Below are 20,714 nucleotides of genomic sequence, written 5' to 3'. Positions count from 1 at the left end.
TTGTCACCTCGCCCTTCTGGCTGAAGCGCGTGCCCGGCGCTCTTCGTACAGGGATCGATACATGGCCTCGGTGTCGGCCACCAGGCGCTCCACCCCGAACGAGGCGGTGGTCCAGTCGCGGGCGGCCTCGCCCATCCGGTGCCTGAGTTCGGGGTCGGTCAGCAGTCGTACGGTGTGCTCCGTCAGCTCACCGACGTCGGCACTGCTCACCAGGCCGGTGTGCTCGTGCCTGATGACCTCGGCGACGCTGCCCACCCTGGTGGAGACGGAGGGCCTGCCCGCCATCCCGGCCTCGATGAGCGCGACGGGCATCCCCTCGTTGTCGGAGGTCAGCAGGACCACGTCGGCGGCCGAGCAGATGGTGGCCACGTCGTTTCTCCAGCCGAGCAGATGGAAGGAGGCGCGCATGGGAGTGACCGCCTGCTCCATCTGCTCGCGGAGCTCACCGTCTCCGCAGACGACGAAGTGGCAGTCGGGAACCTGCCGGAGTATCGCTCTTGCCGTGGCGACGAATCTGTCGGGCCGCTTCACCTGGGTGAGCCGGCCCACGAAGGCGACCACGGGCACGTCCGGCGGAAGTCCCAGCGACCGGCGGGCGTCCTCGCGGCTGGGGATCGGGCCGAGCCCGACGCCCGGCGGGGTGACGATGTACTGCTCGCGACGGCCGATCCCGGCCTCCAGCAACTCGTCGCGGACGCGGGCTCCCACGGTCACCAGACGATCGGACATCGAGGCGAGAAGGCGCTCGGTCCGTACGTAGACAAATCGCTTGGGCGGCGAGAAATGGCCGTAAAGGAGATGTCCGTGAAACACGTGGGCCATGGCCGGATTGATGCCGGACAGGCGGGCGGCCACGCGACCCAGCAATCCGGCCTTCGTCGTCCGCGTGTGCACGATATGCGGCCGGAACGTGCGTATCGCCTTGATCAGGTGGGCGACAGCCCGGACGTCATCAGCGGGCTTGATCGAGCGGCCGAGCCCGGGAACCCGGTGAACCGGCATCGCCGACTCCCGGAGCAGGAAATGGTCGCCTTCGTCGCCGCTGACGTCACCCGTGTAGAGGCGATGATCGAAGGTGTCGTGGTTCAGCTGCGCGCACAATCCCGTCAGCTGAGTAGCCGGGCCGCCGATGTTCATCCGGGCGATGACATCCATGACTCTTATGCGGCCGTCCGGCTTCGCACAAGCTCCTGCGGAATGGGTCTTCATGCCGCAGAAGCTAGCTTGGGCCTTGACTCGTTCAATGGTCCGAGTCGCGGTGCCGACGGAATATTTGCATATCTTGTCCCCGCAGGTTATGGAATCACATCGGATGAGCTGACCGGCCGACGTCTTTCCTGCTGACTTGCAGCGGTTCGGTGTGCCATGCCGATCTCGGCGGCCGCTCAACGTATTGTTCTTCGTGCCATCCCGATCACATCGACATAGTGGTCGATATGGCGCCGATACGAGCGTTGAGGAGTTTAGGTGGAATACCTTATTGTGGCCGCCGCCGTGATCACACTGGTCTTCCTTGTTTCGGTAAGTTTTGACAAACGGGCGGCGTGGCAAGTGTTGCCGGTGCTGGTCGCCGCCTTCGCCGCCCGGCTGGTCATCCACGTCGCGGTGGTACGGCCCGATGCCGTCGGATATGGCGGCGACTATCTGGGGTACGAGGCCATGTCCCTGGAGACCGCCGCGTTCTGGCAGCGCGAAGGTTTTCAGTTCGCCACCTCCGTGCCGGCCGAGCACTTCAACTCCGTGGCGCTGCCGTGTTATGTCTTCGCCATCCTCATCTACCTGTGCGGCGGCCCGGCTCCACTCGCCTGTGTGGCGGTCGTGGCGTTGATAGCGTGCGCGCTGTGCATCGTCGTCTACAGGTTCGCCCGGTTGATAGGCGCCGACGAACGGGCGGCGTTCGTGCTGCTCGCCATCACCGCCTTTTCGCCGATGTTTCTCCTGTGCACGTCGGATACGTTCAAGGACGGGTTCAACGCCTTCCTCGTCGTGGGCTGTCTTTACCTCGCCGTTTCGAATGCGCGACGGTTCGACATACGTAAGCCGCTCGCGACGCTGGCATTGCTGTGGGGGCTCCTCAACGTACGTGCCTACATGGTGTTCATGTGCGGGGTTCCGTCGCTGCTCGGGCTCATGGGTTCCAGGGGCGCGGCTTTCACCCGCGTTCTGGTGGTCTCCGCCGGCTTGCTGGTGTCGGGCCTGTTCTTCGCCGGCTATGTCAACGACGACGGGCTCGTGGACTCGGCACTGGAACAGTTGGAGTTCGGCCAGTCGGCAGAGGCTCGCCGCTCGTACGCCAGCCAGGGTTCAGGCGTGCTGTTCGAGGACAGCGGCAGCGCGTGGGGTTCGCTGCTCCCGAAGCTGCTCTACACGCTGTTCGCTCCGTTCCCCTGGGCCGATGGCAGCATGACGTTGCAGCTGGCGAAGGTCGAGACGCTGGTCTGGTACTTCATGCTGTACAGCGCCGTACGCGGGGCCCGTCTGCTCTGGCGTTACGACCGGCGATCGCTCGTGATCCTGCTGCTCTTCATCGTACCGAGCACGATCGCCTACGCCACGACGGTGGCCAATGTCGGCCTGATCTTCCGGCAGCGCATTCCCATCGTCATGCTCACGAGCCTGCTGTCCGCTGTGGCATGGAGCAGGAGGCAGCCGGCGGCGGACATCGAACAAGCCGCACGTCCGCCGCTGACCGCGCTCAGCAGTCCTTCCGGATCCGGGCGAGCCGCTGGTAGAGATTGATGTGCTGATCGACGAGCACGTCCACATCAAGATGCTCGCGCGCCCAGGCGCGCGCCTCGCGTCCTAGGCAGGCCGCGAGGTCCGGGTCGTCGAGGAGACGGACGATGCCGTCGGCCAACGCCTCCGCGTCGGACGCGGGGATCAGGATGCCTCGGCCGTCCAGCAACTCGGGTGTGCCGCCCACCGCGGTGGCGACGATCGGCCGTCCCGCGGCCATCGCCTCCATGACCGCGTTGCTCAGGCCCTCCCAAAGTGAGGGAAGGACCACCACATCGGCTCTGGCCAGGAGCGCCTTCACATCGGTGCGGTCACCGAGGAAACGGACATCCACCCGCGACCCGCGAACCAGCTCCTCCAGGCGGTGCCGTTCCCTGCCTTCGCCGGCGAGCAGGAAGGTGCACGGCCGGCCGCGCCGGAGCAGCCGCGAGGCGGCCTCGATCAGGATGTCGTGCCCCTTCTGCGGCGCCAGGCGGGCCACGCACAGCACGACAGGGAGTTCGGTGTCTTCGATGCTCGCCGGCTCGGCCCGCTCGAAGGCGGAGGCCCGAAGACCGTTGTAGATCACGCTCAGTTTGCGCGCCGGGATCTTGGTGATCGTGCGGGCTTCCTCGGCCACGGCGACCGCGTTCGTCACGACGTGATCGGTGATCCGGGTCATCACTCGTTCGAGAACGACCACCCGCCGATGGCGTTGTTCCGGCTCACCCGCGTTGCGCCGACCGGCGACCATGACGGGGACGCCCGCCAGCCAAGCGGCGGGCGGTCCCAGCATGCGGCCCTCGAAGAGATAAGCGTGCAGCACCTCGGGCCGAATATGCCGCAACAATCGAATGAGACGGGCGAAACCCCGCACGCACCGCACCAGATCAGGTGATCCCGAAGACGCACGGCCGAAACCGAGATGATGCACTCGTATTCCGGCGGCGCGGAGGACCGCTTCGTGCGGTCCACTTTTCGAGATGAGGAACATGTGCACCTCGATGCCCCTGGCGGACAAACCCTGCGCGAGCAGGGAGATCTGCGCCTCGGCTCCCCCTCGCCCAAGGTGCCCGATGAGAAATGCGACCCGGCGGAGGGCGGACCGGTCTCTTTTCCGCATGGCTAAGCCTTTCGTCCTGTCGCGGCGAATGAAGACGCGCGTACCCGGAAGAACCACATGACCTGGATGACCGCCAGCAGGCCGTAAGCGATCGAGGATGACAGCGCGGCCCCCACCGCCCCCCAGCCGGGGATGAGAAGCAGATCGAGCGTGATGTTCACGGCGAGTGCTCCGATGGTGATCCCGGACATCGAGAGTGGGCGGTCGAGCCGGATCAGGTACTGCCCCGTCAGGCGCACAATTCCGTACAAGGCGACCCCCGGGGCCAGGACGACCAGCGGCAGGACGCTCCCCTCATACGAGGAACCGAACACCCAGGGGATCAGCAGCGGGGAGGCGGCGGCGAGAAGGAACGCGCAGCCCGATGAACAGAGCAACGAGAGCCGGAGCGCTCGCGTGGTCGCCGCCGCGGACGCGGTCATGTCACCGCCGGCCTGCTGTGGCAGGACGACCTGAATGACGGCCTCCGCGGGCACCCTGGCTATCGTGGTCACGACTACCGCCACGCTGTAGAGACCGGCCTCGGACGCGGACGCCAGCGTGTTGAGCAGCATGATGTCCACCACCGACCACAGCAGGAGATACTGGGCGATGTTGCCGATGTAGTAGCGCCCCGCCAGGCCGAATTGGCGCACGGCGAGTTCCCGGGTGGCGTGGCTCAGGTTCGGGCGCAGCGCCCGCAGGTACATCGGGAGCGGCAGGGCAGCGGAAACGGCCCACATGACGATGACCGTGAAAATCGTGAAGTGGCCCAACACCGCCAGCAGGACCAGGGACACGCAGTTGATCAGGCCGGAAATGAGGATGCTGCGGTTGACCAGGTCCACCCTTCCTTGGAGCGTGAGGATGCCCCGCAGGTTGATGATCGCCGCCATGGCGGGCACCGCCGACATGGCCACCGCCAGGATCAGGGCCGGCCGGTTCGGAAACACCAGCGGTGACACGGCGAAGGCTCCCAGGGCGGCCACCGCTCCCAGACCCAACCCGAACAGGAGACCGTTGGCGGTCAGCGCACGGCTGAGAGCGCCGTCCTTCCAGAACGCGATCTGGGAATTGACGATGGTGAAATGCCCGAGGATGACCGACGAGCTGACCAAGCTGACGATCATCGCGTACAGACCTCTGCCTTCCGGCTGGAGGTAACGTGCGATCAAGATGCTGGTGACTGTGGCCAGCAGAAGGCGGAGCCCCTGGCTTACCACCGTCTGTGCGATCTTGGCGGAATTCGAGTCCCCCGAGAAGGTCAAGGCCCGAAGGAGCTGAACCCCAGAGGAGGGCCTCTCGCCGACGACGGCGCTCGACGCTCCGCGTCGCGACGGGCTCCGCGTCCTCACCTCGCGCTGGCTACGCATCACTTGAGTGATCTTCCTTATCGTGGTGAGCACATGGCCACCGGAACGGCGTTCGGCTCACATCGAGGGGGCACAACCGGTCTCGGGCATCACCAGATCGTCAGAGGTCACGTGAGCTCGGTGCCAGAGCTCGAACTGCAGGAGAGCCCACAGCTGGACGCTGTGGTCGGCCCCTTCGACGTGCCGCTGGAGGAGGTTCCGGACGACCTGTGGCCGGAACAGGCCCCGAGCGCGGGCGGTGGCGTCGGTGAGCAGGTCGAAGGCCGGCTCACGCAGCTCACCCCGGAGCCAGGTCGCCAGCGGCACGTCGAATCCCTGCTTGGGGAAGCCCAGGATCTCCTTGGGCAGCCAAGGAGCGACGGCCCGCTTGAGCAGGACCTTCGTGTCGCCGTCGCGCACCTTCAGTGCGATGGGCAGGCCGGCCGCCCATTCCATCAGGTGGTGGTCCAGGAGCGGGGAGCGGGCCTCCAGCGAGTTGGCCATGGCGGAGATGTCCACCTTGACCAGGAGATCGTCCGGCAGGTAGCTCGCCACGTCCACGTCCAGGATGCGGCCGAGGTCGGTGGCCGCCAAAGACCGCTCGAACGCCTCGTCGAGCAGCCGGTAGCTGTCCGCCCCCACCAGAAGATCGCGAAGTTCGTCACTGTAGACGGCGTGCTTCTGCCGGTGTGTGTACTGGGACATGAGGCGGGCGTAGCGGCGTGCGGGGCGCTCCGCGGCGAACTGCATCAGCCGGGCGAGGCGCCGGGGCAGAGATCCGCCGGCGGTCCGATCCGCGATCATGTCGCCGATGCGGCCGGTCGCCATCGCCAGGGGGCCGGGCATGACCGGTATCCGCCCGGCCTGCCCCATCCGAACGTAACGCTGATATCCCCCGAAGCTCTCGTCGCCGCCGTCACCGTTGAGCACCACGGTGACGTGCTTCCGGCTCAGCCGCGCGACGTAGAAACTGGGGATGGCCGAGGCGTCGGCGAACGGTTCGTCGAAGTGCCAAGCGATGCGTGGCAGAACGTCCAGCAAGTCGGATGTGACGACGAGCTCATGATGGTCGGTGCCATATCGCTCCGCCACCATCCGGGCCTTGTGCCGCTCATCGTAATTACCGTCCTCGAAACCGATGCAGAATGTGCGTACCTGTTTCTGGCTCTGCATGGCCATGGCCGCGACGACGGCGGACGAGTCGACCCCGCCGGACAGGAACGCGCCGATGGGACGCTCACTCACCATACGGATGCGGGTGGCCTCCAGGAGCAGCTCACGCAGCCGCTCCTCCTCCCCTTTCTCATCCAGCACCGGTCGCGGCGAACTGTCCAGCGCCCAGTAGCGGTCCACGGAGACGTTTCCGCGTTCCCAGACCAGCAGATGACCGGGCGGAAGTTTGTGTACGTCCTGGTAAATAGACCAGGGCGCCGGGACGTACTTGTACGTCAAATAGTGGTCCAACGCCACCGGATCGACCTCGCGGCGCAGGCGCGGATCCTGCGCCAAGGACTTCAGCTCCGATCCGAACACCAGCGAGGTGCCGTCCGATCGCCAGTAAAGGGGCTTCTTCCCTATGCGGTCACGCGCGAGGACCAATCGCTGTCGCTCGCGATCCCAGATGGCGAAGGCGAACATCCCCCTGAGCCGGTGGACCATCTCGGTGCCATGCTCCTCGTAGAGGTGGACCAGGCACTCGGAATCACCCGTCCCGCGCAACTGGTGCCCTCGTGCGGCCAGGTCCCGTCGCAGCTCGGCGAAGTTGTAGATCTCACCGTTGAAGACGGCGACGACCTGGCCGTCCTCGCTGTAAACGGGCTGGTCACCCGAGGCCAGGTCGATGATCGCCAGTCGGCGCATGCCGAGGGCCGCGTGCTCGTCGCTGTGGAATCCGTCGCCGTCGGGACCACGGTGCACGATCACCTCGCACATGCGGCGCACCAGCGCCGGGTCGGGAGGTGTCGTCGATACGATCCCGGCTATCCCGCACATCGGTCCTCCATGAGTGGACGCAAAAACCGTATTCCTCGACCAGGCGATTGACCGCACGACAGGATTTCCCGCATTCCGCGGAACGGCGCCGCCAGACATTTAGCAACGCGGCGGCCTGGAAAGCCACATGATTCGCTGGAAACGGATCATAGATCACCGTGGACCATGCACCGTGACATCCCCGCCGAGGTGGGCGTGGCTCCAGGCCATCAACCGTTTCGTCCGTTTCTCCCGCCTGACGCCTTCTGCGGGCTTCGCCACCGGCGCAAAACACGTCGAAGGCGACCATTCGCCAGTCGCTCGCGTTTACGCAACACGCCTTCCCACCACAAGTGCCCGCCCGATCATTCTCGGTATCATGGCCAGCGGAACATATCGGCCGGACGGTCGAGACCATCCCGGATTTCCCACCCGCATGCCTCGATGCCATCGGCGAGCCGCCAAAAGGCAACAGGGCGCAAAGGGCTTCTATTCCGGTTCACCGCAGTTATCGCTGGGCCGGCCAATTTTTCTGTACTCAGATGAGGAGAACCGATCCATGAAACCCATGGAAACCGCGGACAGGCCGCCCGGGAAACGTATCGTCGTGACGGGAGTCGCCGGATTCATCGGTTCCCACATCGCGAGGTCACTGCTCGACGATGGCCACGAGGTCATCGGAATCGACCATTGCCTGGGCCATCCGCGGGAGATCACCGAGCGGAACCTCCGGCTCAACGAGGCCAGTGATCGCTTCACCCTGATTCGTGGAGATCTTGCGGAGATCCCCCTTGAGCCGCAGCTCGAGGGGGCCGACACGGTCTTTCACATCGCGGCCCGGCCCGGCGTTCGCCCCTCATGGGGAGCCGAGTTCCCCAGCTATGCGAGAAGCAACATCGTCGCCACCCATCTCCTGATGGAGGCGGCCGCCCGTACCGCGGTCCGCCGGGTCGTGGTGTCGTCCTCGTCGAGTGTGTACGGCGGTGCGCCGAATGGACCGGTGACCGAAGCAGACCTCCCCGCCCCGCTCTCGCCCTACGGGGTGACGAAGCTCGCCGCGGAGCAATTGGCCCTGGCTCACGCGCGGCGCGGACCCTCCGGGCCAACGGTCGTGGCACTGCGCTACTTCACGGTCTACGGCCCGCGGCAACGTCATGACATGCTGATCAGCCGGTTGGTCGCATCGGCGCTGTACGGGAAGACCGTCACGATTCTCGGCGACGGCAAGCAGCGAAGGGACTTCACCTTCGTCGCGGACGCCGTACGGGCCAACCTGCTGGCCATGCACGCGGAGGTCGAAGCGGAGGCGCTGAACATCGGCACCGGTGTCACCACCTCGGTGCTCGACGTGGCCGACCTCGTCGGCGACATCGTCGGGCGGCCGGTCGTGCTGGAGTTCGGGTGCGGACAGGCCGGTGACGTACGGGATACGCATGCCGATGTCTCCCGGGCGAAGGACGTGATCGGCTTTCAGCCCACGATCGATCTGCGAACCGGATTGACGACGCAAGTCGTGTGGACTCTGAAGAACGAAGGCATTCCCGCACCGGAATAGTCGAGGAGCGCCGGGTTTCGCATATGGACAAGCGGGATCCGGCCCGGATCGACTCCGTCCCCCCGCCGGGCGTCCGTGCCCCCGTGTCCTTGAGGCCGTCAAAGCCTCTCTGCCTGTCGCCGGCGCGGCGCATGACCATGGCCGTTCCGTCCGCCATCGGTGACGACTTCGTCGTAGAGCCGCTCGAACCACTCCGCTGTCTGGGTTATGTCCACCGGATCAGCGTTGTTCCGTATCTCCTCGCGAAGCTGTGCGTGCACCTCCGGCCGCATGGCCCGAAGAATGGCCTCAGCGAGCGCATCGGGGTCTCCAGGCCGGGTGAGCAGGCCGTTGCGACCGTTGTCGATCAGATCCGGCACCCCTCCGACGGCCGTGGACACGACCGGGACACCGGCCGCCAGAGCCTCCATGACAACGACAGGCAGCCCTTCGTGCGCGGAGCTGAGCACGAGCAGATCGGCCGAAGCGATCAGGCGGGCGGCGTCCGGCACATGCCCGAGGAGCCGCACGTTGTCTGAGCCCAGCTCGGCGACCCGGCGAGCCGTCTCCTCGTACAGCGGACCGGTGCCGGCCAGCAGAAAGACGGCACGCGGATCACGGTCGACCACCTTGGCGGCCGCCTCGATGAGCACACCGTGCTGCTTCTGCGGACGGAAGTTGCCGACGTGCGCGATGAGGAAGGCGGACTCGGGGACGTTCCACTCCTGCCGCGTCCGCGCGGCCTCCCCCGCCCGGCGGCGCAACTCCGCGACGTTGATGCCGTGGATCCTGGTCACCAGGTTGCGCGCGCCCCGGCTGACGACGGCCCGCGCGACCTGCGGAGAGACGGCCACGGTACGGGCGTCCAGCCATCCTGTCGCCCGGTCGAGCAGCATCGTCGGCAGGCGATAGCGGACGTTGTGCACGGTCGAGACCAGCGCGGGCCTCGGCCTGGACAACCGCGACGTCAGCCGGAGCAGCGACGCGGGCAGGGGTGAATGGAGGTTGAGAACGTCCGGGCGCAGGCGTCCGACCTCCACCGCCAGACGGGCGAGGCGGAGCCGCCGCGGCCAGGCGGCGAAGGTGATCACCTCTGTCCCCGCCGCGCGCAGCCGCTGGATGAGCTCGTCGGTCTTCGCGCCCTGGCATATGACCGTGTAGCGCACGCCCGTGGCGGGCGCCGCCAGCAATCGCTCGACGAGCAGCATCTCCGCGCCGCCGACCCCCAGGTCCTTGATGACTTCGCAGACGTGCAGTCGTCTCATGACGCGACCTCCGATGCCTTTGGCATGATCCTTATAAGCCTTGGGACCGCACGGCCTCGGGACCGTACGGCCTGCCGAGTCAAGCGCGGTAGGTCCAGCCGGCCGCGCGCCAGCGTTCCGGCGTCAGCGCGTTGCGCCCGTCCAGCACATTCCGGCTGCGCACCACGCCGCTGAGCAGCGCTGGATCCATGTCTTTGAACTCGGTCCAGTCGGTCAACAGCATGACGAGGTCGGCCTCCAACGCGGCCGTGACAATCGAGTCGGCGTACTCGACCTCTGGGTGGACCAGCTGTGCGCTGTTCATCGCGACGGGATCGTGCATGGTGACCCGCGCGCCCTCGCGATGGGCGGCGACCGCCACCGCCAGCGCGGGAGAGTCTCGGACGTCGTCGGTGTTCGGCTTGAACGCGGCACCGAGGACGCAGACCCGCCTTCCCTCGTACGCGCCTCCGAGGAGTTCCCGGCCGAGCGCGAGGGCGCGGTCCCTGCGACTCAGATTGATGGCGTCGATCTGCCTGATGAACGTGGCGACCTCGTCCAGGCCGAGCTCCGTCGCGCAGGCGTACAGGGCACGAACGTCTTTGGGGAGGCAACCGCCACCGAAGCCGAGTCCAGGGCCCAGGAAGCGCTTGCCGATCCTCTCGTCGTAGCCGAGTGCCTCGGCAAGCGGCAGCACGGCACCGCCAGTGGCCTCACATATCTGCGCCACTGCGTTGATGAATGAGATCTTCATCGCGAGAAAGGCGTTGGCCGAGACCTTGACGAGCTCGGCGGTGGCGTAGTCGGTCACCACGAGGGGACAGCCGTCCTCGATGATCGGCTGGTAAACGGCCCGGAGCAACTGCTCCGCCCATTGCGACTCCACCCCGAAAATGAGCCGATCGGGTTGGAGCGTGTCCTGAACCGCGTGCCCCTCGCGAAGGAATTCCGGATTCCACGCCACTTCCACTCGGCCGCCGGCGGTCTGGTGACGGACGACATCGGCCATGCGCCGCGCGGTTCCTACCGGCACCGTGGATTTGCCCACGATGATCGCCGGTCCGGCCACCCGCCGCGCCAGCTCGGCGAAGGCCGTCTCGACCCATCGCAGATCCGCGTTGAAGGAGCCGGGAAGCTGCGGTGTTCCCACGCAGACGAAATGGACGTCCGCCTCGGCGACATCGTCGTACGAGGTGGTGAAGCGCAGCCGGCCCGCCTCCACGCTTTTGCGCAGCAACTCGCCGAGACCGGGCTCGAAGAAAGGCAGCTCGCACGCCGAAAGCCTCGCGATCTTCTCCTTCTCGATGTCCATGGCGATGACATCGTGGCCGAGTTGCGCCATCCCCACCGCGTGGGCGGTGCCCAGATATCCGGCGCCGATCACGCTTACTTGGAGGCGGTCGGACGACTCGACGGACTGCGACATCTTCGTTTGGGGCGAATCTTGGCGTATCAGCTTATGATCCTGCAAAGTTTCTCCCTCGCTCGGTAATTGAAGGCGCTGGTCCCGCGATGTCGTCCTCGTCCACGTCGCCCGAGACCAACCAGATCACCTTACTTTCTTACTTGGAGACGTCCGATAACGCGGCGGTCAACGCCTGAAAGACATGGCAGAGCTTCCTTAAAATCCCGCCAAATGTGGTCGGCACCGAGCGCGGAATATGCCAGGCGCCATGTGAGCTTCGGGAAGCTCGAAATGGGATTATCCGGTCGACGGGCGACAAGCTTTGGAGATCGGCCCACGACCTGCGTCGCCCCCTGGGGACGTAGAGACGTCGGCCGCGGCAGCGGCCTGTTCCCGCTCGTCGCGCACCGCTTGGGGGGCGAAGGTCCACGCTTTCGACTTCGACGTGAATTCCGTCGCCGTATCGGCGAAACCGCGCAGCATATTCGCGCCGGAAAGCACTTGGAGCGCGGCCCAGGGATCCATTCTCGACGAAGCTTACACACAGGCTCTAGGCCAGCACGATGTCGTATATTCCTGGGGAGTGCCGCACCATACGGGTGCCATGTGGCGGGCGATCGAGGCGGCTTCCCGGCTTGTCGCGCCGAACGGGCTGCTGTACATCTCGATCTACAATGACCAAGGGCCGGCAAGTCTTGCGGCCATGACCCGAGGTTCGTCACACGACCGCCGCAAACCCTGTGACGGTCCGTCGTGGCCGAGGTCCCTAGGTGGCAGACCCCTTCCGGGGGAGCAGAAGAAACCGGTCTGTCGTGGCTGGCGTCCCTGTGGGGGGGAGGATCCGGGGGGAGCGGAAGAAGCCGGTCCGTCGTAGCTGGCGTCCCTACCGAGGGGCGCCCCCTCTGGAGGTGAGGAAGCAGACAGTCCGCTGTGGCGAGGGTCCCAAGGACGGACGCCCCTTCGGGGGAGCGGAGGAACCGATGCCCGGCGAACGTCTCTGGGCGCCGTGCTACCCCGACCGGCGTGCTCCCGAGGAGGGGGCCGGGGGCGTCGGCTTCGCGTCGTCAGACAGTGGTCCCAAAGGCTGGTCTGTCGTGGGGAGCCGGTAGACGGCGTAGTCGCCGTCACGGAACCGGAGGTCGGCGAAGGCGGCGAGGGTGACGCCGGGGCTCAGCCGGTGCTCGTCCACGAAGAGCCATCGGACCCCGTAGTCGTCCCGCAGACGCCGGATCGCCTCCGCTGAGGGTGCCTGGAACACCACTTCGTTGGCCTGGAGCCGTTCGCCATCCCAGAACGGGCGCGTTTCCACCACCTCGCCGGGACGCCAGCTGTCCATGTTGGTCACCGTGTAGGCCCATCCCTCGACCAGCACCCGCCGCTCGCTCAGCGCCGTCGCCCAGAACGCGCGGCTGTCACAGGGGTTTTCGTAGCCCATACGGCAGTGCACGTTGGTCGCGATGAGGTCGTCGACGGCCGAATGGGCGCGCAGCCACCGCCCGGCGGTGAAGGCCCCCTTGGGAATCTCCTGCAGCGGCACGGTCCCGTTCCGAACCGGAACGGCGGCCGTCCCAGGCGGATTGGTGGTCGCCCCGGTCGGGTTCCGGGCGGTGGTGGTCACGGGGGTTCTGAAGGTGCCGGGCATGACGCGGGCGAACCAGGCGGCGGGCGTGCCGGCGGCCGTGACCATGCAGATCACCAGGGCACAGGTACGGAGCCTGCTCTGGCGCGCGGCACGCAGCACGACGACGGCCAGCAGAACCACGCCCAGCAGAACGAGGTACGGCAGGAACAGGACCGTGTAATCCGCGCCCGGAGCCAGCGGGAGCCTGACGCCGCAGAGCGTCCGGATGGCGTAGACGGCCACCACCCCCACACCGGCCGCGCACACCATCGCCCTGAGCCGCACGCGCGCCTTCCGTACGATGAGCATGAGCCCGTAGACCGCCAGCATCGCCAGGTAGGGATAGGACGCCTGGAGGAAGTACCCCTCCGACTGATGCGGATGGCCGAGCACCAACGCCGCCGCGAGACCGGCCGCGCTCATGCTGAGCACCAGCACCACCACGGGCCGCGCGAGCAGGTTCGGCCGGCCCATGAGCCCGATGATCCCGCACCACGTGATGACCCCGCAGAGCACGCACAGCAGGGCGACACCGATCGTGACGGCCGACGGCTCGGCCCCGGCCGCCAGGCCGGCCATATCTCGCAAAGTCAGGCGTACGATCGCCAGCGGATCGAGCACGATCCCCTGCCGTGCGCCGCCGAACAGCACGCACTGCGCGAAGAGCAGGTACACCGCGGTGAGGCCGAGCGCGGCGAGCGGGCGCCGGGGCAGGCTGAACCATTTCACCGTCTCGACCAGCGCGACCGCCACCAGGCCCACCATGAGCAGCGGCAGATAGGTGGCCTTCGCCCCCATCACCGCCGCGAGCAGGATCCCCAGGAGGACCCATCTGCCCCGAGGCTGTGGCTTTTGACCGAGAAGGTCGATGAGGAGCAGGACGATCGGGGCGAAGAACAGGGCGCCGAAGGTCTGGGTCGGGCTCGACCATGACTGCACGGTCTTCCAGGTGAACACCCCGGTGGTCTCGCCGAGGTAGAGGCTCGGCGCCGTGATGAAGACCGTGCTCGCGAGGCCGGCCAGCGCTCCCCCGTACGAGCGCGTTATGCGCCGGCCGACCATCCCGAGGACGACGATGAGGGCGGCGAGCATGGGCAGGATGGCGAGGCGGAAGAGCAGAACCAGCGGTTCCACCCCGGTGACCCAACTGGCGGCGGCGAGATGCGCGTAGACGAACCAGTGGTAGACCAAGGGCTCGCCGGCGACCGTCGGCACCATGGGCGGCATGTGGTGCTTCAGCTCACCGGCCAGGGCCAGGTGGAAGGGCATGTCGATGAACGACGTGCCCATCGCCGGCCAGGTGAGGGCTTGGGTTCTGAAGACGTTGACGGCCGACCACACGATCAGATAGATCATGGTCAGCGCGGTGCACCATGACCACCAGAGCGGCGTCCTGCCCGCGCCGGGGGCGGTCTTCCAATGCCCGCGCAGCCGGGGGACGGCGAGGAAGAGTGCGTAGGTGCCGATCGGCCAGGCCAGCACCAGCAGCGGCACGCCGAGCGCGCGAGCCGGGATGTAGGTGAGGACCTCCAGCGCGTACCCGAGTATCAGGCCGAGCGCGAGCCCCTCCGTCAGCGTGGGCGTACCCCGGTACAGCGCCCGGACCCACAACAGGCCCGGCAGCGCGAGGCCCAGGGCGATGTAGAGGCTGAAGAGTGCCAGGTCGGTGGCGGAGACGCCGTAGAACCCCAGCGCGACCCCGACGCAGGCGACCACGGCCGTCGCCGGGAGCCAGATCGAACAGCGCTTCAGCAGCGACGCGCGATTCCTCCCGGACGGTGGCCGGGCCACGCCCGGCTCCGGCGTGGGTGCGTAGGAAGGCGGCGCGGAGCGCGGAAAGGGTGGAGCGTCGGCCATGCACGCAAGCTTGACCACACCGGCGCCGCGGAAAGGTGCGAACGCCCGAGTACGGCGATGTTCTTGCCGGTCCTTGGTGGGCTTTTAAGGATCGCGAGGGTGATCCGGCCCGAGGCTCGGCCTCGGGCCGGAGGATTTCCGGATGAAGGTGCTAACTCGTGGCGTCGAACAGCGTATCGACCCAGTAATTGGTGAGCTGGTAGGTATTGTTGGGGAACGTGAGCGGCGGCCCGTATTTGTACACCCCGTTACTGCCCGCCACCTCCGTACCGGCCGGCGCATAGAGCGGACCGCGGCCATATCCCGTGGTGAAGTACGGCCTGGTTATCGAGTAGTTTCCCGGATTCATGGAATAGGCGGTCACGTACGTGGTGTTCGCGACGAGCGGGACCGGTGTCGCGAAATTCACCTGCTGCCAGCCGGATGGAGTCTCGTTGGCGAAGGTCGCGCTCGCGAGCAGTGTGCCGTCGAGCGCCCACAGGGACCCGACGTGGGTTCCCGTGTTCTGCGGAGACTTGTAGAACCGGACTCCGGTGGCGACCCCGTTCGAGATGGGGCGGAACTTCGTCCCGACGACGACCGCCTTGGTGTCGCCGGTGGAATCGATCGCCGGTTGCGCCGTCTCGTCCCACAGCGTGCTCGACGGCGAGAACACCACGTCCACCCAGTAGTTCGTGGCCTGGTAGGTGTTGGTGGGAAAGACGGGCGTCGCGCTGTACGAATAGACGCCGTTGCCCCCGGTGACGGCTCCGGTCGCCAGTGCGATGAGCAGCCCGGACGAATACTGCTGGTTGAAATACGGCCGGGTTATCGAATACCTCCCGGATGTCGTGTGGTACGCGGCGACATAGGTGGTGTTGGCGCTCACCGCGACGGGCGTCGAGAAGTTCACCTGCTGCCAGCCGCTCGCCGATTCATTGGTGAACGTCGCTCTGGCCAGGAGCTGGCCCGTGGAGCTCCAGAGATCGCCCGTGTGCGTTCCGGTGTTGAGCGTCCCCTTGTAAAATCTGATACCGGATATGTGGCCCGGACTGGTGGGCGTGAATTTCACGCCCAGCTCCGCCGCGGCGGGATCGTTCTGTGACGTGGTGGCCGGTGTCGCGGACGGCGGCCACGTGGTGCAGGGGCACGGCGTGGTGATGGTGACGGGCCTCTGGGTCGGCGTCGTCTGGAGATTCCCGCTGTCGTCGACCGCTCGCGCCAATATCGTCACCGGCCCGGCCGAGCCGGTCGTCCAGCTGTACTGCCAGTCCGCGAGCCCCTTCGCCTGGAACCACCGGTTGCCGCCGTCCGGGGAGACCTCGACTCCCCCCAACTGTCCGCCACCGAGGTCGATCGCCGTCCCCCGGATGGAGACCGTGGTGCCGCTCGGCACGGTGGCGCCGCTGGACGGACTCGTGATCGTCGTCGTCGGAGGGGTGGTGTCCGGCGACGCGGTCGCCGGAACCAGGCCCGGCTGCAGGCTGGCCGGCTGCAAACTCATGTCGGCGAGGAGATTGACGGTCGCCTGCTGCATCCGGATGTCCGTAGGCGTACCAGGCCGGTAGTGAACGGCGTCAAGCCCCCACGCCCACTGCACGGTGCCCGCGCCGAAGACGCGCGCACCGCTGGAGTGCCGGTAAAGGATCAGATTGTGGGTCGCTACCCCGGCACCATACGTGCCACCGAAGTTGAGCAGGATCTTGTCCATCCGGCCTATCGTGATGCTGGAGAACTTCACCGAGCCCGCGGGAGTCGTCAGGTTGTCGGGCGCCGTATCCCACTCATAACCCAGCACTCCAGCTGGAAAGATCGCCGTCTGTCCGGGCAGGAGATTCGCCACGGACGTGTTCCGCCACAGCCGCAGGCCCTTGTAGGCGAAAGGAACAGCCACCGAGTCGGAGACGGTGCCGTTGACCGTGAACATCGTGCCGGTCACGGCGTTCTCCGGCCGGCCGCCGTTCGACGGCGGGGAGAAACGCGGGTCACGCCAGGTGCCGGTCCATTGCGGGCTGGGGTCGATCTTGGCATTCGCCAGCGTCTCCTTGTAGCAGACCATGGTCCGGAACGCCGTGGCCGTGCCGTCGATGCTCGGCTCCCACCTGGTCTTCCAGAACATCTCGTTGCCCGAGAAGAACATCAGGTTGACGGCGCTGGCGCGGGCGGCCTCGACGTTGTCCCGCATGTCCTCGGACCAGTACTCGTCATGTCCGGACGACATGAACGCGCGATGCTCCAGCAACTCCGCCCCGCTCCTGGCGGTGTCGACGTTCGTGGCGTAGCTCACGTCATAGGCGTTGGCCTCCAGCCATCTGATCATCGGGTATTCGGAGTTGTAGAAGAAGGATTCCGCCGCGCCGCTGACTTCGGCGCTCCGGTTGTTGAACGGCCGGTTGTAGCTGACCTTGAAGGCCCGCCCCGCCGGGTTTCCGCTGTACAGACTGTTTCCGCCGTAGTTGTTGTACGCCGTCCACGTCGCGTCAGAGGTCTGCACCAGGAGGTCCGCGCCGCGCGTGTCATCTCGGACGACGAAGGTGATCTGGCTCTCGCCGGGGGTGCCGTCTTCGCGTACCAGCTTTCCGATGTACACGCCGGAGACGGCGGTGCTCGGCACCGCCCAGGACGCGGACACCGCCCAATTGCCGCAGTCGACCAGTCCGGTGGCATCATCGCTGTCGCACGTGGGCTGCACCTGAGGCAACGTGGCGGACGGCTGCACGGTGGCGATCAGGCGCGCTCCCATGCCGCTGTAGTAGCCGATGCGATAGATGTCCATCCGGTAGTCGGTGGCGTCCGTGTCCACCTTGAAATCTACGGTCGTCCCTTTGTTGATGCTGATATCCGTCGCATATCCCTGGATAGTGGGACTGCCGGCCCCCACCACGTCCCACTCGCTCGGCGGATTGCCGGGAAGAGAATTCTCCAGGCAGATGACCGAGGTCGGCGGGCAGGTCGCCGGCCGGGCGCCCCTCTTCCTGAGCGGGCCCGACGGCCGGCCGTGGGCCGCCTTGATCGCTTTCAAATCCTTGCGCGTGGCCTTGCTGATCCGAGCACCCATGGGTACGGACTGCGGCGTCCCTCCCCCGAGGCTCACCGTCGCCCCGGAGGCGGGGTTCGCGGCGATGCCGACCACGCCGCTCTCCCGCGCCGGCGCCTGGGCGGCGCCGAGGATGGCGAGCGCGGCCGCGATGCCTGCGCTCAGAACAAAGGGCGGGCTGCGAAAGGCCCGCCATCGCAAACCGGTCTTTTTTCCACTTTCTTCCATGATGCATCCCTCGATCGCGCTGATTTCAGCAGGTCGCGGGGGGTCATGAGCAAATAAATACAACGATGCCCGGTTCTCTCGTGAAACGGAGGAGGGAAGGGCGATTTCCCAGCAGGACGGACGACGGCGTTGATTCTCCGCTAAGAACTCAATCGGCGCGGAGATCGGCATATCTCCGGAGAACGCGAGCCATCACCCTTTGGCCCGGACAAGGAAGCGGCAAGAAACAACCGTGAGCAGAGGGACAAGCCCGATCGAAGCACTCACCGCACCAAGCTTGCGGCCATGGACGAGATCTTGCCTGTCAACGGTTCCGCGCCGAGCCGGCCGAGCAGCACTGCGGAGGCGCTGCGTCCGGTTCGGCCCGCACGCGACGGCCGGCCACCGTCGCGCTGGAGGCACGCACTGTCGGGGAGGCCCGCATTGTCGGGAGGGCTCGCGGCCGCCTCCGTGACGGCTTTCACCGCTGCCGTACTGATCCGCTATGGAGTATCCGTCACGGACATGGCGTCGTTCGCCGTCTACGTCGCCTTGGGGGTGGCGCTGCCCGGAGTCCTGGTGATCAGAGCCCTGTATCGCGGTCCGCGCACGGCGGCAGAGGAGATCGCCCTGGGCCTGGCGTTCGGTTACGCCGTGGAGATCCTGGTCTACATAGGCGCGCGCGCCGCCGGGATGCCGCTGCTCGTCGCGGTGTGGCCGTTGATCACCTACGCGCTCTTCCTCGTGGTCCCGTCCCTGCGCGGGCACTGGCGAGCGGGATCCCGCCCGGCGACTCCGCTGTGGTGGTCATGGTTCCTCGCCCTCGTCATCGTTGTCCTGGTCGCCGGGAGCGCGGTCAAGTTCTTCGGCACCCACGCCATCACCTGGCCCGGTCTCGGGGCGTCATATCCCGATATGCCCTTTCATCTCGCGCTGATCGGCGAGTTGAAGCACCATGTGCCGCCCGCGGTGCCGATGGTCGTGGGCGAGCCTCTCGCCTACCACTGGTTCGTCTACGCGCATCTGGCGGCGGCGAGCTGGCTGTCCGGGGTGGAGCCTCTTGTCCTGCTGTACCGCCTGGCCATGCTGCCCATGCTGGCCGGGCTCGTCGTCCTGGCCGGCATGACCGGGCGCCGCGTCACGGGCTCGTGGATCGGCGGGGCCGTCACTGTCGTGGGCACTGTCCTGGTGGGCGCCCCGACCCTGTATCTGGGGACGAACGGGGTGTTCACCTGGGGAGGGGTTCCGGACACCGCGTGGATAAGCCCCACGCAGACACTGGGCGCGCTGCTGTTCGCCCCCCTCGTCCTCGTCCTTCTTGACCTGCTCGAACGCCGCCGGCCAGACACCGGCAAATGGCTGCTGGCCGGGCTCTTCCTGGCGGTTCTGACCGGCGCCAAAGCCACTTATCTGCCCCTGCTCGGCGCCGGCCTGGCGCTCGTGGCGGCGGTCGAGGTGCTGAGGCGACGCCGGCCGTCCGGGAACGTGCTGATCATGCTGGGAATGACCACGGCCTGCATCCTCTTCGCGCAGTTCGTCCTGTTCGGCCGGGAGCGGCAAGGGCTGGTCGCGGACCCTCTGTCCTTCATGCGCATGACCTGGAGCAAACTCACCGGGCTGACCACTCCTTCGGCGGGCTCGCTGCTCGGTCTCACCTTGGTGTACCTGCTCTGCTGGGCCGTGACCTGGTCCGGCGTCCTCGGGCTGCTGAGCAGGCCCCGGCTGCTCCTGCGACCGCGGGTGAGCCTCATGCTCGGCATGGGCGCGGCCGGGCTCGGCGCGGTGCTGCTCCTCGGGCACCCCGGCCAGAGCCAGCTCTTCTTCTTCTGGGCGGCCTACCCCTATCTGGCGGCCGTCGCGGCCTATGGGATCCTCATCCTCCTGCGACGGGCCCGGGTGTCGCCCAAGGCGGTCATGTGCTCGATGGGCGCGGGACTCCTCGCCGCCTATCTGATCCCCATCCTCTGTGACGTCAAGATTCCGCTCAGCGCCGGTCAGGGCGACGGGATCCTGTACCGGCCCTATCTCACCCTGGTGGCCCTGGCCGTACTGGCGGGCCTGCTCGTGGCCTACCTGAAGGGACGCGCTCGCGCCTCGGCCCTCGTGATCGTCGCGTTCATGACCATCGGCCTGCCCGCGTACTGGCACGCACGCGTCCTCTCCGCCATCGACAACGTCACCGGGGACGATCCCAACCCGATGGTCAGACCGGCGGAGAACCGGGTGATCCCCCAGGGGGCCCTGACCGCCGGACGATGGCTGCGCGACCATTCCGGGCCGGACGACCTGGTGGCCACGAACACGCACTGCCGCCTGGGATACGAGAACCCGTGCGACACCCGATACCCGTGGGTGGCCGCGCTGTCGGAACGGCATGTGCTGGTCGAGGGCTGGGCCTACACGGCCACGAACCTGAGCCACTGGCGTCCGGGGCTGCTGCCGGAGGGTCTGCCGTTCTGGGACACCGAACTGATCAAGCTGAACGACAGCGCCTTCCAGTCGCCGAGCCAGACCTCCATGCGGAGCCTGCGCGAGCGCTACGGAGTGCGCTGGCTCTTCGTCGACGAGCTTCGGGGAAAGGTCAGCCCGAGGATCGGCGAGTTCGCGGAATTCCAGTTCCGGTCCGGCGATTACGCCGTCTATCGACTGCCGGACGGCTGGGTGTGAGGTGGGCAGGTAAGGCTTGTGTA

The 20,714-nt window shown here is 66.8% G+C and carries 11 protein-coding genes; 3 read left to right on the top strand and 8 right to left on the bottom strand.

Annotation, left to right across the window (positions count from 1 at the left end; translation table 11 throughout):
* Nucleotides 1-3: 3 nt before the first annotated feature.
* On the bottom strand, nt 4-1,155 hold the full coding sequence (locus ACQP2T_RS09995) for a glycosyltransferase (RefSeq protein WP_433515877.1): 1,152 nt from the start codon (nt 1,153-1,155) through the stop codon (nt 4-6).
* Between the two features lie 327 nt (nt 1,156-1,482).
* Between ACQP2T_RS09995 and ACQP2T_RS09990 the strand changes: the two genes are divergently transcribed.
* Complete coding sequence (locus ACQP2T_RS09990) at nt 1,483-2,739, top strand: hypothetical protein (protein ID WP_433515876.1); 1,257 nt, start codon at nt 1,483-1,485, stop codon at nt 2,737-2,739.
* Here the strand turns inward: ACQP2T_RS09990 and ACQP2T_RS09985 are convergent.
* The 3 genes from ACQP2T_RS09985 to asnB all read right to left on the bottom strand — a co-directional run bounded on the left by ACQP2T_RS09985 (nt 2,696) and on the right by asnB (nt 7,161).
* Nucleotides 2,696-3,838, bottom strand: a complete 1,143-nt coding sequence (locus ACQP2T_RS09985; protein ID WP_433515875.1) for a glycosyltransferase — start codon at nt 3,836-3,838, stop codon at nt 2,696-2,698. The two genes, ACQP2T_RS09990 and ACQP2T_RS09985, sit on opposite strands and share 44 nt — an antisense overlap.
* A gap of 2 nt (nt 3,839-3,840) precedes the next feature.
* The gene (locus ACQP2T_RS09980; RefSeq protein WP_433515874.1) at nt 3,841-4,992 is read right to left on the bottom strand and encodes a polysaccharide biosynthesis C-terminal domain-containing protein; all 1,152 of its coding nucleotides are present in this window, start codon (nt 4,990-4,992) and stop codon (nt 3,841-3,843) included.
* A 255-nt stretch (nt 4,993-5,247) separates the two neighbouring features.
* Nucleotides 5,248-7,161, bottom strand: a complete 1,914-nt coding sequence (gene asnB, locus ACQP2T_RS09975; RefSeq protein WP_433515873.1) for an asparagine synthase (glutamine-hydrolyzing) — start codon at nt 7,159-7,161, stop codon at nt 5,248-5,250.
* Nucleotides 7,162-7,519: 358 nt separating this feature from the next.
* Here asnB and ACQP2T_RS09970 point away from each other — a divergent pair, with 358 nt between their 5' ends.
* A complete protein-coding gene (locus ACQP2T_RS09970; RefSeq protein WP_433515872.1) occupies nt 7,520-8,695 on the top strand; it encodes an NAD-dependent epimerase/dehydratase family protein in 1,176 nt (391 codons plus the stop codon).
* Nucleotides 8,696-8,793: 98 nt separating this feature from the next.
* Here the strand turns inward: ACQP2T_RS09970 and ACQP2T_RS09965 are convergent, their stop codons facing one another.
* From ACQP2T_RS09965 to ACQP2T_RS09950, 4 genes are all read right to left on the bottom strand, one after another.
* On the bottom strand, nt 8,794-9,939 hold the full coding sequence (locus ACQP2T_RS09965; RefSeq protein ID WP_433515871.1) for a glycosyltransferase: 1,146 nt from the start codon (nt 9,937-9,939) through the stop codon (nt 8,794-8,796).
* Between the two features lie 79 nt (nt 9,940-10,018).
* A complete protein-coding gene (locus ACQP2T_RS09960) occupies nt 10,019-11,344 on the bottom strand; it encodes a UDP-glucose dehydrogenase family protein (protein WP_433515870.1) in 1,326 nt (441 codons plus the stop codon).
* A 988-nt stretch (nt 11,345-12,332) separates the two neighbouring features.
* A complete protein-coding gene (locus ACQP2T_RS09955; protein ID WP_433515869.1) occupies nt 12,333-14,801 on the bottom strand; it encodes a hypothetical protein in 2,469 nt (822 codons plus the stop codon).
* 151 nt (nt 14,802-14,952) lie between these two features.
* Nucleotides 14,953-18,216, bottom strand: a complete 3,264-nt coding sequence (locus tag ACQP2T_RS09950) for a N,N-dimethylformamidase beta subunit family domain-containing protein (RefSeq protein ID WP_433515868.1) — start codon at nt 18,214-18,216, stop codon at nt 14,953-14,955.
* A 252-nt stretch (nt 18,217-18,468) separates the two neighbouring features.
* On the opposite strand from ACQP2T_RS09950, the gene ACQP2T_RS09945 reads away from it, so the two are divergent.
* Complete coding sequence (locus tag ACQP2T_RS09945; protein WP_433515867.1) at nt 18,469-20,691, top strand: hypothetical protein; 2,223 nt, start codon at nt 18,469-18,471, stop codon at nt 20,689-20,691.
* Nucleotides 20,692-20,714: the final 23 nt, after the last annotated feature.

Origin of the sequence: Nonomuraea sp. CA-143628 (assembly GCF_050942315.1) — a bacterium.
Taxonomy (GTDB): domain Bacteria; phylum Actinomycetota; class Actinomycetes; order Streptosporangiales; family Streptosporangiaceae; genus Nonomuraea.
Note: the sequence above shows the minus strand (reverse complement) of the source record. Positions and strands in the feature narration are given on the sequence as shown.

What these genes read in the sequence shown, in the direction of transcription:
- ACQP2T_RS09995 (WP_433515877.1), bottom strand. Translation starts at nt 1,155, where the DNA reads ATGGATGTCATCGCCCGGATGAACATCGGCGGCCCGGCTACTCAGCTG.
- ACQP2T_RS09985 (WP_433515875.1), bottom strand. Translation starts at nt 3,838, where the DNA reads ATGCGGAAAAGAGACCGGTCCGCCCTCCGCCGGGTCGCATTTCTCATC.
- asnB (WP_433515873.1), bottom strand. Translation starts at nt 7,161, where the DNA reads ATGTGCGGGATAGCCGGGATCGTATCGACGACACCTCCCGACCCGGCG.
- ACQP2T_RS09970 (WP_433515872.1), top strand. Translation starts at nt 7,520, where the DNA reads ATGGCCAGCGGAACATATCGGCCGGACGGTCGAGACCATCCCGGATTT.
- ACQP2T_RS09965 (WP_433515871.1), bottom strand. Translation starts at nt 9,939, where the DNA reads ATGAGACGACTGCACGTCTGCGAAGTCATCAAGGACCTGGGGGTCGGC.
- ACQP2T_RS09960 (WP_433515870.1), bottom strand. Translation starts at nt 11,344, where the DNA reads ATGTCGCAGTCCGTCGAGTCGTCCGACCGCCTCCAAGTAAGCGTGATC.
- ACQP2T_RS09955 (WP_433515869.1), bottom strand. Translation starts at nt 14,801, where the DNA reads ATGGCCGACGCTCCACCCTTTCCGCGCTCCGCGCCGCCTTCCTACGCA.
- ACQP2T_RS09950 (WP_433515868.1), bottom strand. Translation starts at nt 18,216, where the DNA reads ATGCCGATCTCCGCGCCGATTGAGTTCTTAGCGGAGAATCAACGCCGT.